This window comes from Shigella dysenteriae (genome assembly GCF_022354085.1).
GTDB lineage: Bacteria > Pseudomonadota > Gammaproteobacteria > Enterobacterales > Enterobacteriaceae > Escherichia > Escherichia coli.
This window is the reverse complement of record NZ_CP055055.1, coordinates 3,291,918-3,307,627: the sequence shown is the minus strand read 5'-3', so window position 1 is coordinate 3,307,627 and position 15,710 is coordinate 3,291,918. Positions and strand designations below refer to the sequence as shown.

At 45.9% G+C, this 15,710-nt stretch carries 12 protein-coding genes, 1 tRNA gene and 2 pseudogenes; 7 read left to right on the top strand and 8 right to left on the bottom strand.

Annotated features, from left to right (window positions below):
- The first annotated feature begins 209 nt into the window (after positions 1 to 209).
- Together emrK and emrY are read left to right on the top strand one after the other, a co-directional pair.
- Positions 210 to 1,373, top strand: a complete 1,164-nt coding sequence (emrK, locus tag HUZ68_RS15830) for a multidrug efflux MFS transporter periplasmic adaptor subunit EmrK (protein WP_001301602.1) — start codon at positions 210 to 212, stop codon at positions 1,371 to 1,373.
- Positions 1,373 to 2,911, top strand: coding sequence for a multidrug efflux MFS transporter permease subunit EmrY (gene emrY / locus HUZ68_RS15825; protein ID WP_001018714.1), 1,539 nt, complete (start codon positions 1,373 to 1,375; stop codon positions 2,909 to 2,911). Before emrK ends, emrY begins: the two co-directional genes overlap by 1 nt.
- A gap of 107 nt (positions 2,912 to 3,018) precedes the next feature.
- Here the strand turns inward: emrY and dsdA are convergent, their stop codons facing one another.
- Together dsdA and HUZ68_RS15815 are read right to left on the bottom strand one after the other, a co-directional pair.
- A complete protein-coding gene (gene dsdA, locus HUZ68_RS15820; RefSeq protein WP_161402479.1) occupies positions 3,019 to 4,347 on the bottom strand; it encodes a D-serine ammonia-lyase in 1,329 nt (442 codons plus the stop codon).
- 17 nt (positions 4,348 to 4,364) lie between these two features.
- Positions 4,365 to 4,583: pseudogene (locus HUZ68_RS15815) on the bottom strand (GntT/GntP/DsdX family permease); the annotation flags it as partial.
- Positions 4,584 to 4,825: 242 nt separating this feature from the next.
- Between HUZ68_RS15815 and HUZ68_RS15810 the strand changes: the two are divergent.
- Positions 4,826 to 5,821, top strand: coding sequence for a LacI family DNA-binding transcriptional regulator (locus tag HUZ68_RS15810; RefSeq protein ID WP_024192326.1), 996 nt, complete (start codon positions 4,826 to 4,828; stop codon positions 5,819 to 5,821).
- A 7-nt stretch (positions 5,822 to 5,828) separates the two neighbouring features.
- Here the strand turns inward: HUZ68_RS15810 and cscA are convergent, their stop codons facing one another.
- On the bottom strand, positions 5,829 to 7,262 hold the full coding sequence (cscA, locus tag HUZ68_RS15805) for a sucrose-6-phosphate hydrolase (RefSeq protein WP_239593924.1): 1,434 nt from the start codon (positions 7,260 to 7,262) through the stop codon (positions 5,829 to 5,831).
- A 215-nt stretch (positions 7,263 to 7,477) separates the two neighbouring features.
- Here cscA and HUZ68_RS15800 point away from each other — a divergent pair, with 215 nt between their 5' ends.
- Positions 7,478 to 8,392 carry an aminoimidazole riboside kinase gene (locus tag HUZ68_RS15800; protein WP_001274878.1) on the top strand — a complete coding sequence of 305 codons (915 nt, stop codon included), beginning with the start codon at positions 7,478 to 7,480 and terminating at the stop codon, positions 8,390 to 8,392.
- Positions 8,393 to 8,463: 71 nt separating this feature from the next.
- Entirely contained in the window at positions 8,464 to 9,711 is a 1,248-nt protein-coding gene (locus tag HUZ68_RS15795) for an MFS transporter (protein WP_001613546.1), read from the top strand.
- A gap of 119 nt (positions 9,712 to 9,830) precedes the next feature.
- Here the strand turns inward: HUZ68_RS15795 and HUZ68_RS15790 are convergent, their stop codons facing one another.
- A complete protein-coding gene (locus tag HUZ68_RS15790; RefSeq protein ID WP_001613545.1) occupies positions 9,831 to 11,000 on the bottom strand; it encodes an RNA-guided endonuclease InsQ/TnpB family protein in 1,170 nt (389 codons plus the stop codon).
- Between the two features lie 55 nt (positions 11,001 to 11,055).
- On the opposite strand from HUZ68_RS15790, the gene tnpA reads away from it, so the two are divergent.
- Complete coding sequence (gene tnpA / locus HUZ68_RS15785) at positions 11,056 to 11,481, top strand: IS200/IS605-like element ISEc46 family transposase (RefSeq protein ID WP_000064874.1); 426 nt, start codon at positions 11,056 to 11,058, stop codon at positions 11,479 to 11,481.
- 70 nt (positions 11,482 to 11,551) lie between these two features.
- Here the strand turns inward: tnpA and HUZ68_RS15780 are convergent.
- The 3 genes and pseudogenes from HUZ68_RS15780 to HUZ68_RS15770 all read right to left on the bottom strand — a co-directional run.
- Positions 11,552 to 11,833 (bottom strand): annotated as a pseudogene (locus HUZ68_RS15780) (Arm DNA-binding domain-containing protein); the annotation flags it as partial.
- Between the two features lie 161 nt (positions 11,834 to 11,994).
- Positions 11,995 to 12,069, bottom strand: a tRNA-Arg gene (locus tag HUZ68_RS15775).
- Positions 12,070 to 12,144: 75 nt separating this feature from the next.
- A complete protein-coding gene (locus HUZ68_RS15770; protein WP_000368131.1) occupies positions 12,145 to 13,077 on the bottom strand; it encodes a formate/nitrite transporter family protein in 933 nt (310 codons plus the stop codon).
- A 293-nt stretch (positions 13,078 to 13,370) separates the two neighbouring features.
- On the opposite strand from HUZ68_RS15770, the gene mlaA reads away from it, so the two are divergent.
- Positions 13,371 to 14,126, top strand: coding sequence for a phospholipid-binding lipoprotein MlaA (gene mlaA / locus HUZ68_RS15765; protein ID WP_000776768.1), 756 nt, complete (start codon positions 13,371 to 13,373; stop codon positions 14,124 to 14,126).
- 392 nt (positions 14,127 to 14,518) lie between these two features.
- Here mlaA and HUZ68_RS15760 read toward each other — a convergent pair whose 3' ends face one another.
- A complete protein-coding gene (locus HUZ68_RS15760; protein WP_239593923.1) occupies positions 14,519 to 15,550 on the bottom strand; it encodes a hypothetical protein in 1,032 nt (343 codons plus the stop codon).
- Positions 15,551 to 15,710: the final 160 nt, after the last annotated feature.

Sequence of the window (15,710 nt, the reverse complement as noted above, 5' to 3'; positions counted from 1 at the left end):
CTATAAGTCTTCTCACTAATCCTACAGGCGTAAGAATTGTATTGCAAAAGCCACGGTTTAGTCCTCTGTTGTTTTTTTTGCACCTCATTTAAATTAGGCCTCCAACGTTCCTGGGATAATGTGCAACACATGCACTGTGTTTGATATGAAGAATGAATACTCTTTTCATTCAATTCATAAATTTCATCTATGCGAAATGAGAGATAATAGTGGAACAGATTAATTCAAATAAAAAACATTCTAACAGAAGAAAATACTTTTCTTTATTGGCGATAGTTTTATTTATTGCGTTTTCAGGTGCTTATGCCTATTGGTCAATGGAATTAGAAGACATGATTAGTACAGATGACGCCTATGTCACGGGGAATGCAGATCCAATTTCTGCACAAGTCTCAGGTAGTGTCACTGTAGTTAATCATAAAGATACGAACTACGTTCGACAGGGTGACATTTTAGTTTCACTGGATAAAACTGATGCCACTATCGCACTCAATAAAGCTAAAAATAATCTGGCAAATATTGTTCGGCAAACGAATAAACTGTACTTACAGGATAAACAATACAGTGCCGAAGTCGCTTCAGCACGTATTCAGTATCAACAATCTTTAGAAGATTATAACCGTCGTGTGCCTTTAGCGAAGCAGGGGGTTATTTCAAAAGAAACGCTGGAGCATACCAAAGATACGTTAATAAGTAGCAAAGCGGCATTGAATGCCGCTATCCAGGCTTATAAAGCGAATAAAGCTTTAGTAATGAACACACCATTAAACCGTCAGCCACAAGTCGTTGAAGCGGCGGATGCAACTAAAGAAGCCTGGTTGGCGCTTAAACGTACGGATATTAAGAGTCCGGTTACCGGCTATATTGCCCAGAGAAGTGTTCAGGTCGGCGAAACAGTGAGCCCCGGACAATCGTTAATGGCTGTCGTACCGGCACGTCAAATGTGGGTTAATGCCAACTTTAAAGAAACACAACTCACAGATGTACGGATTGGTCAATCGGTCAATATTATCAGCGATCTTTATGGTGAGAATGTTGTGTTTCATGGCCGGGTGACAGGGATCAATATGGGAACCGGCAATGCGTTCTCCTTATTACCTGCACAAAATGCGACAGGGAACTGGATCAAAATCGTTCAGCGTGTACCGGTTGAAGTTTCTCTTGATCCAAAAGAACTCATGGAACACCCCTTGCGCATTGGTTTATCGATGACTGCAACTATTGATACGAAGAACGAAGACATTGCTGAGATGCCTGAGCTGGCTTCAACCGTGACGTCCATGCCGGCTTATACCAGTAAGGCTTTAGTTATCGATACCAGTCCGATAGAAAAAGAAATTAGCAACATTATTTCGCATAATGGACAACTTTAATGGCAATCACTAAATCAACTCCGGCACCATTAACCGGTGGGACGTTATGGTGCGTCACTATTGCATTGTCATTAGCGACGTTTATGCAAATGTTGGATTCCACTATTTCTAACGTCGCAATACCGACAATATCTGGCTTTCTGGGAGCATCAACAGACGAAGGCACCTGGGTTATCACCTCGTTTGGCGTAGCAAATGCCATTGCGATCCCTGTTACCGGCAGGCTGGCACAAAGAATAGGCGAATTAAGGTTATTTTTACTTTCAGTCACTTTTTTTTCGCTGTCTTCCTTAATGTGTAGTTTATCGACCAATCTTGATGTGCTGATATTTTTTAGAGTCGTTCAGGGGTTAATGGCAGGGCCGTTAATTCCACTGTCACAGAGTTTATTATTAAGGAATTATCCACCAGAAAAAAGAACATTTGCTCTGGCATTATGGTCAATGACCGTGATTATCGCTCCGATATGTGGGCCGATATTGGGCGGTTATATTTGTGATAACTTTAGCTGGGGTTGGATATTTTTAATCAATGTCCCTATGGGTATTATCGTCCTGACATTATGCTTAACCTTACTTAAAGGAAGAGAAACTGAGACTTCACCGGTCAAAATGAATCTACCAGGACTGACCCTGTTAGTGCTCGGTGTTGGTGGCTTGCAAATTATGCTTGATAAAGGGCGCGATCTGGATTGGTTCAACTCGAGTACAATAATAATATTAACAGTAGTATCAGTTATTTCTCTGATCTCTTTAGTCATTTGGGAGTCGACCTCAGAGAACCCGATTCTTGATCTCAGTTTGTTTAAGTCCCGTAACTTCACTATTGGTATTGTGAGTATCACATGCGCGTATTTATTTTACTCTGGAGCGATCGTCCTTATGCCGCAGTTACTCCAGGAAACGATGGGGTATAATGCGATATGGGCCGGACTTGCTTATGCGCCCATCGGCATCATGCCACTATTAATTTCACCTTTGATAGGACGTTATGGCAACAAAATAGACATGCGGTTGTTAGTGACATTTAGTTTTTTGATGTATGCGGTTTGCTATTACTGGCGTTCTGTGACATTTATGCCAACGATTGATTTTACAGGCATCATTTTGCCACAGTTTTTCCAGGGATTCGCCGTTGCCTGTTTCTTTTTACCCTTAACAACGATTTCGTTTTCAGGGTTGCCAGATAATAAATTTGCCAATGCCTCGAGTATGAGTAATTTTTTTCGTACCTTGTCAGGATCAGTTGGTACATCGTTGACAATGACGCTGTGGGGGCGACGCGAATCGTTACACCATAGTCAGTTGACAGCAACCATCGATCAATTTAACCCTGTGTTTAATTCATCGTCACAAATTATGGATAAATACTATGGTTCGCTTTCAGGAGTTCTTAATGAAATTAATAATGAAATAACCCAGCAGTCACTTTCTATTTCTGCAAATGAGATTTTCCGTATGGCGGCTATTGCTTTTATCTTACTTACGGTTTTGGTTTGGTTTGCGAAACCGCCGTTTACAGCGAAAGGCGTTGGGTGATGGTTAAAGGAGGGGGTTATAGCGGGTAAGACCGGGGATCTTAAGTCTGTGCCATCGGCAGCATCGCTCACCCAGGGAAAGGATGGCGATGCTGAATTGAAAATTAATTAGCGGCCTTTTGCCAGATATTGCTCCATCTCTTCTTCCGGCACCATTCCACCTCCCGTCGCCCACACCAGATGAGTGGCATTATGCAGTTGTTCTGCGCTGAAACCGTGCATCTGTTGGTAACTTACTGATGCACACACGCGCTGAGGTCCGGCCATACCCGCCAGTGCCGAAGGTTCAAGACGAATACCTTCTTCCTGCGCCAGCCAGCCAAGCATGTCATACATGGTTTGATCGCTAAGGGTATAGAAGCCATCCAGCAGACGCTCCATTGCCCGCCCGACAAAGCCTGATGCGCGACCAACTGCAAGGCCATCCGCTGCGGTAAGGTTGTCGATACCAATATCCTGAACAGAAATCTGATCGTGTAACCCTGTATGGACGCCTAACAACATACAAGGGGAGTGCGTTGGTTCGGCAAAAAAGCAGTGAACATGATCGCCAAACGCCAGTTTAAGCCCGAATGCGACGCCACCAGGACCACCGCCAACACCACACGGCAGATAGACAAACAGAGGGTTATCAGCATCGACGATACGGCCTTGCTGGGCAAATTGCACTTTAAGACGCTGGCCAGCGACGGAATACCCAAGGAACAACGTGCGGGAATTTTCGTCATCAATAAAGAAACAGTTCGGGTCAGACTGCGCTGCTTTACGTCCTTCCTCGACGGCAACACCATAATCTTGCTCATATTCCACGACCGTAACGCCATGGCTGCGCAGTTTCGCTTTTTTCCATGCCCGGGCATCAGCAGACATATGCACTGTCACCTTAAAGCCAATGCGGGCGCTCATAATGCCGATTGATAACCCCAGATTTCCGGTTGAGCCCACAGCAATGCTGTATTGGCTAAAGAACTGTTTAAACTCCGGAGAAAGCAGTTTGCTGTAGTCATCATCAAGCGTCAGCAACCCCGCTTCCAGAGCCAGTTTTTCTGCGTGTGCCAGGACTTCATAAATCCCGCCGCGTGCTTTTATGGAGCCGGAAATGGGCAAATGGCTATCTTTTTTCAGTAACAGTTGCCCGCTGATTGGTTGTTGATATTCCTTTTCCAGCCGTTTTTGCATAGCCGGAATGGCAACCAGTTCTGATTCAATAATCCCCCCAGTGGCAGCAGTTTCAGGAAATGCTTTTGCCAGATAGGGTGCAAAACGGGATAAGCGCGCATGGGCGTCCTGAACATCCTGTTCGGTCAGGCCAACATAAGGTAAACCTTCAGCCAATGAGGTCGTGCCAGGATTAAACCAGGTGGTTTCTTTAAGAGCAACCAGATCCTTTACCAACGGATACTGGGCGATGAGCGAGTTCATTTTAGCGTTTTCCATAGTACGTCTCTTTGCGCTTAGATGATAAATGACAGCAGGAATGTGCCCGCCAGAGCGACGACTGAAGCGATAAATGTCGCTGTCGTATAGTATTTAAATGTTTCATTGAGCGTAGCGCCGCAATATTGCTTCACCAGCCAGAAAAGCGAGTCCATAACGATCGTGCAGCCAATCGCGCCTGAACCGATAGCAATCGCAATAATTTCCGGGCTGATGTCGGGATACAGCGGCAGCACAATGATCCATATTTATATTTTCTTCTCCAGGTTGGCGATGCCAGTTGGCATGTTTTACTTACTTGCCTATATGGTTACTCGTTGGCGAGAACAGAGGCGGAATTTGGGACAATTGTCCGGCAATTATTGTTATTTTTTATTGTATTGCCGTGTCGGGTGATAGGGCGTTGAGAATTTCGTTGGATCTCGCCAGTGACGTCTGTTTCTGCTACAGTGCCCGTTTTACGGCAAACGGCTTGGGTATGGCTTCATTAAAGGATGTCGCACGCCTGGCGGGAGTGTCGATGATGACAGTCTCCCGGGTGATGCATAATGCAGAATCTGTGCGTCCTGCAACGCGTGACCGCGTATTGCAGGCAATCCAGACCCTGAATTATGTTCCTGATCTTTCCGCCCGTAAGATGCGCGCTCAAGGACGTAAGCCGTCGACTCTCGCCGTGCTGGCGCAGGACACGGCTACCACTCCTTTCTCTGTTGATATTCTGCTTGCCATTGAGCAAACCGCCAGCGAGTTCGGCTGGAATAGTTTTTTAATCAATATTTTTTCTGAAGATGACGCTGCCCGCGCGGCACGTCAGCTGCTTGCCCACCGTCCGGATGGCATTATCTATACTACAATGGGGCTGCGACATATCACGCTGCCTGAGTCTCTGTATGGTGAAAATATTGTATTGGCGAACTGTGTGGCGGATGACCCAGCGTTACCCAGTTATATCCCTGATGATTACACTGCACAATATGAATCAACACAGCATTTGCTCGCGGCGGGCTATCGTCAACCGTTATGCTTCTGGCTACCGGAAAGTGCGTTGGCAACAGGGTATCGTCGGCAGGGATTTGAGCAGGCCTGGCGTGATGCTGGACGAGATCTGGCTGAGGTGAAACAATTTCACATGGCAACAGGTGATGATCACTACACCGATCTCGCAAGTTTACTCAATGCCCACTTCAAATCGGGCAAACCAGATTTTGATGTTCTGATATGTGGTAACGATCGCGCAGCCTTTGTGGCTTATCAGGTTCTCCTGGCGAAGGGGGTACGTATCCCGCAGGATGTCGCCGTAATGGGCTTTGATAATCTGGTTGGCGTCGGGCATCTGTTTTTACCGCCGCTGACCACAATTCAGCTTCCACATGACATTATCGGGCGGGAAGCTGCATTGCATATTATTGAAGGTCGTGAAGGGGGAAGTGTGACGCGGATCCCTTGCCCGCTGTTGATCCGTTGTTCCACCTGATATTATGCTAACCCAGTTGCCAGAGTGCCCCATGTTGCACCACAGCCACTCCGTGGGAGGCATAAAGCGACAGTTCCCGTTCTTCTGGCTGCGGATAGATTCGACTACTCATCACCGCTTCCCCGTCGTTAATAAATACTTCCACGGATGATGTATCGATAAATATCCTTAGGGCGAGCGTGTCACGCTGCGGGAGGGGAATACTACGGTAGCCGTCTAAATTCTCGTGTGGGTAATACCGCCACAAAACAAGTCGCTCAGATTGGTTATCAATATACAGCCGCATTCCAGTGCCGAGCTGTAATCCGTAATGTTCGGCATCACTGTTCTTCAGCGCCCACTGCAACTGAATCTCAACTGCTTGCGCGTTTTCCTGCAAAACATATTTATTGCTGATTGTGCGGGGAGAGATAGATTGATGCTGCTGGCGTAACGACTCAGCTTCGTGTACCGGGCGTTGTATGAGTTTGCCATTGCTCTCTGATAGCTCGCGCGCCAGCGTCATGCAGCCTGCCCAGCCTTCACGTTTTGAGGGCATTGGCGATTCCCACATATCCATCCAGCCGATAACAATACGCCGACCATCCTTCGCTACAAAGCTTTGTGGTGCATAAAAGTCATGCCCGTTATCAAGTTCAGTAAAATGCCCGGATTGTGCAAAAAGTCGTCCTGGCGACCACATTCCGGGTATTACGCCACTTTGAAAGCGATTTCGGTAACTGTATCCCTCGGCATTCATTCCCTGCGGGGAAAACATCAGATAATGCTGATCGCCAAGGCTGAAAAAGTCCGGACATTCCCACATATAGCTTTCACCCGCATCAGCGTGGGCCAGTACGCGATCGAAAGTCCATTCACGTAATGAACTGCCGCGATAAAGCAGGATCTGCCCCGTGTTGCCTTGGTCTTTCGCCCCGACTACCATCCACCATGAGTCGGCTTCACGCCACACTTTAGGATCGCGGAAGTGCATGATTCCTTCTGGTGGAGTGAGGATCACACCCTGTTTCTCGAAATGAATACCATCCCGACTGGTAGCCAGACATTGTACTTCGCGAATTGCATCGTCATTACCTGCACCATCGAGCCAGACGTGTCCGGTGTAGATAAGTGAGAGGACACCATTGTCATCGACAGCACTACCTGAAAAACACCCATCTTTGTCATTATCGTCTCCTGGCGCTAGCGCAATAGGCTCATGCTGCCAGTGGATCATATCGTCGCTGGTGGCATGTCCCCAGTGCATTGGCCCCCAGTGTTCGCTCATTGGGTGATGCTGATAAAACGCGTGATAACGATCGTTAAACCAGATCAGGCCGTTTGGATCGTTCATCCACCCGGCAGGAGGCGCGAGGTGAAAATGGGGATAGAAAGTGTTACCCCGGTGCTCATGAAGTTTTGCTAGTGCGTTTTGCGCCGCATGCAATCGAGATTGCGTCATTTTAATCATCCTGGTTAAGCAAATTTGGTGAATTGTTAACGTTAACTTTTATAAAAATAAAGTCCCTTACTTTCATAAATGCGATGAATATCACAAATGTTAACGTTAACTATGACATTTTGTGATCGAATATGCATGTTTTAGTAAATCCATGACGATTTTGCGAAAAAGAGGTTTATCACTATGCGTAAGTCAGATGAATTTAAGGGAAAAAAATGTCAGCCAAAGTATGGGTTTTAGGGGATGCGGTAGTAGATCTCTTGCCAGAATCAGACGGGCGCCTACTGCCTTGTCCTGGCGGCGCGCCAGCTAACGTTGCGGTGGGAATCGCCAGATTAGGCGGAATAAGTGGGTTTATAGGTCGGGTCGGTGATGATCCTTTTGGTGCGTTAATGCAAAGAACTCTGCTAACTGAGGGAGTCGATATCACGTATCTGAAGCAAGATGAATGGCACCGGACATCCACGGTGCTTGTCGATCTGAACGATCAAGGGGAACGTTCATTTACGTTTATGGTTCGCCCCAGTGCCGATCTTTTTTTAGAGACGACAGACTTGCCCTGCTGGCGACATGGCGAATGGTTACATCTCTGTTCAATTGCGTTGTCTGCCGAGCCTTCGCGTACCAGCGCATTTACTGCGATGACGGCGATCCGGCATGCCGGAGGTTTTGTCAGCTTCGATCCCAATATTCGTGAAGATCTATGGCAAGACGAGCATTTGCTCCGCTTGTGTTTGCGGCAGGCGCTACAACTGGCGGATGTCGTCAAACTCTCGGAAGAAGAATGGCGACTAATCAGTGGAAAAACACAGAACGATCGGGATATATGCGCCCTGGCAAAAGAGTATGAGATCGCCATGCTGTTGGTGACTAAAGGTGCAGAAGGGGTGGTGGTCTGTTATCGAGGACAAGTTCACCATTTTGCTGGAATGTCTGTGAATTGTGTCGATAGCACGGGGGCGGGAGATGCGTTCGTTGCCGGGTTACTCACAGGTCTGTCCTCTACGGGATTATCTACAGATGAGAGAGAAATGCGACGAATTATCGATCTCGCTCAACGTTGCGGAGCGCTTGCAGTAACGGCGAAAGGGGCAATGACAGCGCTGCCATGTCGACAAGAACTGGAATAGTGAGAAGTAAACGGCGAAGTCGCTCTTATCTCTAAATAGGACGTGAATTTTTTAACGACAGGCAGGTAATTATGGCACTGAATATCCCATTCAGAAATGCGTACTATCGTTTTGCATCCAGTTACTCATTTCTCTTTTTTATTTCCTGGTCGCTGTGGTGGTCGTTATACGCTATTTGGCTGAAAGGACATCTAGGGTTGACAGGGACGGAATTAGGTACACTTTATTCGGTCAACCAGTTTACCAGCATTCTATTTATGATGTTCTACGGCATCGTTCAGGATAAACTCGGTCTGAAGAAACCACTCATCTGGTGTATGAGTTTCATCCTGGTCTTGACCGGACCGTTTATGATTTACGTTTATGAACCGTTACTGCAAAGCAATTTTTCTGTAGGTCTAATTCTGGGGGCGCTCTTTTTTGGCTTGGGGTATCTGGCGGGATGCGGTTTGCTTGACAGCTTCACCGAAAAAATGGCGCGAAATTTTCATTTCGAATATGGAACAGCGCGCGCCTGGGGATCTTTTGGCTATGCTATTGGCGCGTTCTTTGCCGGCATATTTTTTAGTATCAATCCCCATATCAACTTCTGGTTGGTCTCGCTATTTGGCGCTGTATTTATGATGATCAACATGCGTTTTAAAGATAAGGATCACCAGTGCGTAGCGGCGGATGCGGGAGGGGTAAAAAAAGAGGATTTTATCGCAGTTTTCAAGGATCGAAACTTCTGGGTTTTCGTCATATTTATTGTGGGGACGTGGTCTTTCTATAACATTTTTGATCAACAACTTTTTCCTGTCTTTTATGCAGGTTTATTCGAATCACACGATGTAGGAACGCGCCTGTATGGTTATCTCAACTCATTCCAGGTGGTACTCGAAGCAGTGTGCATGGCGATTATTCCTTTCTTTGTGAATCGGGTAGGGCCAAAAAATGCATTACTTATCGGTGTTGTGATTATGGCGTTGCGTATCCTTTCCTGCGCGCTGTTCGTTAACCCCTGGATTATTTCATTAGTGAAGCTGTTACATGCCATTGAGGTTCCACTTTGTGTCATATCCGTCTTCAAATACAGCGTGGCAAACTTTGATAAGCGCCTGTCGTCGACGATCTTTCTGATTGGTTTTCAAATTGCCAGTTCGCTTGGGATTGTGCTGCTTTCAACGCCGACTGGGATACTCTTTGACCACGCAGGCTACCAGACAGTTTTCTTCGCAATTTCGGGTATTGTCTGCCTGATGTTGCTATTTGGCATTTTCTTCCTGAGTAAAAAACGCGAGCAAATAGTTATGGAAACGCCTGTACCTTCAGCAATATAGACGTAAACTTTTTCCGGTTGTTGTCGATATCTCCATATCCCTCAACCGGAAAATAATAATAGTAAAATGCTTAGCCCTGGTGACTGCTCCCCGCCCTGTCGGGCGAGGCTTCCCACTTCTTAAGCTGCAACCGTCTGTGTGACGGATTTACGCTGGCCTCCATGGGCAGAAACGACGAGTCCCGCCGCTTGTAATTCCAGTATGCCCTTGCGTTTGATGTTGAGCGCCGCGTTGATATCGCGGTCATGTTCAACTCCACACTCTGGACACTGCCAGATGCGCTTATGTAATGGCATCTCCGACATTTTGTGACCGCAGCAGTGGCAGATTTTCGAACTGGCGAACCATTGATCCAGTTTCACCAGATGCACACCTTTCTCTGTTGCTTTGTATTCCAGTTTTGTGATGAATCCAGACCATCCAGCATCGCCTATCGCACGAGCCAGATGGTGATTTTTCATCATATTTGCCGTTTTCAATGTCTCGACAATTACCGCTTGGTTTTCGTCAACAATTGCGCGAGATAACTTGTGCTGGAAATCGGCACGGGCACTGGCTACCCGTTCGTGAACGGCTGCAAGTTGTATTCTGGCTTTGCGCCTGTTTGCGCTCCCTTTTTTCTTACGGGACAGTGCTTTCTGCTTCCGGCGAAGGTTGCGACTTGCATTGATTAGGTGGCGGGGACTGGCAATTTTATTGCCGTCCGATTTGATGACAAAATGCGCCAGCCCCATATCCAGCCCTGTCACATTTGATATCAGTGCGGGCTTTGCCGGCGCTTCCATCCCGTCGTCACAGAGTAACGACGCGTAGTATTTCCCGGTTGCGCTGCGGCTCAACGTGATACTTTTCAGCATTCCCGTAATTTCACGATGTAAACGCGCTTCAATCGGCAAGATTTTCGGTATTTTTATCGCACCATCAAGGACTTTTATGCCAACACAATGATAGCTCGATTGTCTGCCGTGTTTACTTTTAAAGGTAGGTTTACCTGCTTTCAGTTTCGGATTGAAAAAGTTAGAAAAAGCCACGTCGAGGTTAATTACCGCCTGCTGCAACGCAATAGAATCATATTCTTTAAGCCATCCATACCGGCGGGATTTCTTCGCCACTGCAAGCAGTGGTTTGAGGTCTTTACGCGGGTTTAAATTTACGCGGTGCCGCTGGTAAGAATGTTTCTTGATATGCAGAGCTTTGTTGTACGCAAAACGCACTGCACCGAACTGGGCGTTGATAAATTCAGCCTGTTCTGGTGTCGGGTAGATGCGTACTTTTGTTGCTCTTAACATAATCAGCGCTCATTGATATAATCTTTTATTTTAACGCTTTAGGTGAATATATCAATTGAGTAATCATGATGATTTACTGGCGGGATTTCTCCGCAAACGACACAGTGTCAGTAAGCTGGTTGTGCACCTTATTTTTACGACAAAGTATCGACGCAAACTATTCGACAGTCAGATGATCGCTCAGTTGCGTGAGGCTTTTGGCTCCGCTGCGGCAAAGCTTGAATGCGAAATTATTGAGATGGACGGGGAGCCAGACCATGTACACCTGCTGGTTGCCTACCCGCCAAAACTGGCGGTCAGTGTGATGGTCAATAATTTAAAATCGGTATCATCACGTTTGCTACGCCAGCAGAACGCGCATTTACGTATGCAGAGTAAAACGGGGCTTTTGTGGTCGAGATCGTACTTTGTCTGTAGCACCGGAGGGGCAACGATTGAAACGCTCAGAGCCTACGTTCAGAGTCAGTCAACACCTGATTGATCTTTAAAGCCCTGCGGGCTTTTCGCCTTATATCCCCGCCCGCATTGGGCGAGGGTTTACGGCGTTTTTCGCTAAAGGAATTGTTGTTAGACGAAGCCTTTTTCGCCTTTACCGGATCGATGCCAACCGAGATGTCTTTCCTCGCAGTCCATGCCTTATCCCTTGCCTCCTGCAAAGTCATTAGCGGATATTTTCCTACGGTCAGGATTTTCTCCTTACCGTCAATCTTGTAGCGAAGCTGCCATACCTTTTTCCCTGACACAGGGACATAAAGGTACAGGCCATTACCATCGAGAAGGCGGTATGGTTTTTCTTTCGGCTTTGCTGCTTCAATCTGCTTAACGGTGAGCATGGGTAAAAATCCGGTGGGTAAAATTATTTTATCCACTTTTTACCCGTCATGGTGTGCGGCTGTCAACGATCTGACGCGAACCATGTCGAACTGTGAATCTACGGAAGGCTTGATATTCAAGGGATTTTGCGGACTGGTACGGATGGGAGCGAACTGATAAATGGTGTCCCCTGCAGGAATCGAACCTGCAATTAGCCCTTAGGAGGGGCTCGTTATATCCATTTAACTAAGAGGACAATGCGGCATGAGTATACCCGCTAATGGACTGCGGGGTAAGTACGCTGCCGCTCGATTGCTTAAACCCTCGCCATTTATGCCGGGTTTTTATCATTTTTCTTAATGTTTTCCGCACGTTCTGCTTTTTGACGTGCTTCTGCTTTGCGCTTGTTGCTCATGTCGTTACGGATCTGTGCATGACTCATTAACGCGAAGATAAAGGTGCCGCCGCAGATGTTCCCCGCTAAAGTAGGTAGTGCGAAGGGCCAGATGAAATCGCTCCAGTGCAGCGTACCGTTAAACACCAGATAGAGGATTTCAACAGAACCGACAACGATGTGAGTGGTGTCACCCAGGGCAATAAGCCAGGTCATCAATATAATCACCACAATCTTTGCCGCACCCGCTGCAGGAAACATCCATACCATAGTGGCGATCAGCCAGCCGGAAATGATCGCGTTGGCAAACATCTCGCTGGGGGTGTTCTTCATCACATCCATGCCGATTTTGACAAATGCATCGCGAGTTTCTTCATTGAAGATAGGCATATATTCAAATGCCCACGCCGCAATACCTGTCCCGAGAATATTACCCAGCAGCACGACGCCCCATAACCGCATAAGTAAGCCAACGTTGCTCATTGTCGGTTTTTGCATGACGGGTAGTACCGCAGTCACGGTGTTTTCGGTAAATAATTGCTGGCGGGCCATAATGACGATAATAAAACCAAAGGTATAACCTAGATTCTCCAGCAAGAAGCTGCCCGGCACACCTTCCAGTTCGACATGAAATATCCCTTTTGCCAGTAATGAAGCGCCCATCGACAGACCCGCCGCAATGGCTGACCACAGTAGTGCCATTGCGTCGCGTTCCAGCTCTTTTTCACCATCCTGGCGGATATGCTCATGAATTGCCATCGCCCTGGAGGGGAGTCGATCTTCATCTATTTCTATTTTTTTGCCACGCTCTTTTTCTTCGCTCTCAACTTCAATTTCGTCGCTGTGTTGATCAATTTTGTCGTTGTCCATGGTCTCTTCTCTTGAATTAGCACGTATAGCTAAAGCGTAGCGGCTTTTTTGCTCGCAACTGGCGGGAGTTACTCTGAAAATGTAGAAAAGGCCGCGTTTGCCTTTTTCTGTTTCCATAGAATCAAGTAGCCTACAGGGCGGCGATTACCAGGCTATGATCAAATCAGCAAATCAGGGCGTCTGGACATCAGTTGACGTGCTGTTACAATCGCCCACACCTAAACAGGCGGATACGGTATCGTTCCGTCATGGATGGCAAACTGCATAAGCCATAAAAAAACAGGGAGACATTTATGAAGCTTCGCCTGTCGGCGCTTGCTCTGGGAACTACGCTTCTGGTGGGGTGTGCGAGTTCCGGTACAGATCAGCAAGGGCGTTCTGACCCGTTAGAAGGGTTCAACCGCACCATGTACAACTTCAACTTCAACGTACTAGACCCGTATATTGTTCGACCGGTCGCTGTCGCCTGGCGTGATTATGTTCCGCAACCGGCGCGTAACGGTTTGAGCAACTTTACCGGCAACCTTGAAGAACCCGCGGTGATGGTGAACTACTTCTTGCAGGGCGACCCTTATCAGGGGATGGTCCACTTTACCCGCTTTTTCCTGAACACCATTTTGGGGATGGGTGGTTTTATTGATGTTGCAGGGATGGCGAACCCGAAACTGCAACGGACTGAACCTCACCGCTTCGGTAGTACGCTTGGTCATTATGGCGTGGGTTATGGGCCTTACGTCCAGTTACCGTTCTACGGTAGCTTCACGCTGCGTGATGACGGTGGTGATATGGCGGATGGTCTTTACCCGGTTCTATCCTGGCTGACCTGGCCGATGTCTGTGGGTAAATGGACGCTTGAAGGGATAGAAACTCGTGCGCAGTTGTTGGATTCCGACGGTCTGCTGCGTCAGTCGTCCGATCCTTATATTATGGTGCGCGAAGCGTACTTCCAGCGTCATGATTTCATCGCTAATGGCGGCGAACTCAAACCGCAGGAAAATCCGAACGCGCAAGCGATTCAGGATGATTTAAAAGATATCGATTCTGAATAAGAAACAAATAAAAAAGGTGAGTCGCAATACTCACCTTTTTTGTTGTTATCCCTCAATTACCACAAGTAAAAGGAGATAAACCGACAATGACCCGGACGTAATTATGTAAAAATACTGATGTTCGTCACTGACTATTTCCGATATTCAGCTGTTGAAAAATCAAAAAACTGGAAAAATAATTTAAATATCATCAAAATTAACACCTGGCGCATATAGTTGATTAATTTCATTTTGATATTTCGTCTGGCGATCTTGAAGCCTTTTTCAATGTTACCTTCGAGTTCCTTAAAGTGCTTATATATTTTTTGAGAATGGTCAACGTTAACTTCGTTACCGAATAAAGTAGAAACTATTTCTTTTGTATTCTCAAGTGTATATTTTCTATCATCCTCTTAATATTCATATCCTCTTGCTAGATTTGAAGGATTAAAAGCTTCGTTAAGTTCTCTCAGTCTTTCCCCTTTGAGTTCGTTTACAACTTGATGATCGAAACCTGTTGCAAATGATTCTGCAATGATTGCTTTACTGTGTTCAAACCACGCAGAAGCACTCCTGGCTTTTTTACTACAATATTGGGTGAGATTATCACCATCAATACGAAATCCTTTTTGAATGTGGTAGCCATCCTGATCGTAGTAACCGAGAGATAAGTAATCATTTCCATTTTTATTTTTAATTACAATAGCGAGAGAGTCGCCTTTTTTATCTTTACCGTACCAGGTAAATAAGCCCGTTAGTTCGCTTTTCCCGCTCTCATCGAATTCCGTTACCGTATGTCTGAGTTTGTGTGATATTTTATCGAAGATAAAACTTGGATCTTCATCATATATTTCTTTTATTGCGCTGAAGATCATTTTCTTGTTATTGATATCATGAGTATTCTCTACTATGTTTTCATTGATGATGGTTTGGCCGACTTTTTTGTTTTCATCGTTCGCGGGTGATTTTATTGGTTCTTGATTATCAATATCAATATCGTCTGTATCATTGGCGTCAATGCCAATATCACTACGATCATCAATACCACCATCAGTAAATTCAGCATTATTTATATCATCATGAGTCTTCTCAACTATGTTGTCATTAATGATAGTACGGGCGAGTTCTTTGTCTTTATAGCTCGCAAGTAATTTTATTGGTTCTTTGTTATCGATACCAATAGTAATATAGTCTGTATCATTGGAACCAATATTAATATAAGTAACTGAGGAATTATTAATATTAAATCTATCAGGATTGTCGTTTACTCGTATGGCGTTTTTTATAAGCTCAAGCAGATGTTTAATACAGGTGCTTATTCCTTCCTTACCATTAAAAAGGTTTTTGAACTCTTGTACTAATCCATTAACTTCATCATTGTTATTTTCATTGATGGATTCTGGGTAAGCTGCACTGGTATTGTTGATTGAAATAGATGGTAGCATGATTTTATTCCATTTTGATTGATTTGTTACAAATATATATTACCTAATGAAATAGACTATCAAAAAACGCTCATTTATTTAGAACCTATCTTTAATTTGAGTGTATGAGCGCACAATAGCCAGGGGGTTGAGTATCCTGGAAATTCAGAAAAGTAAACTC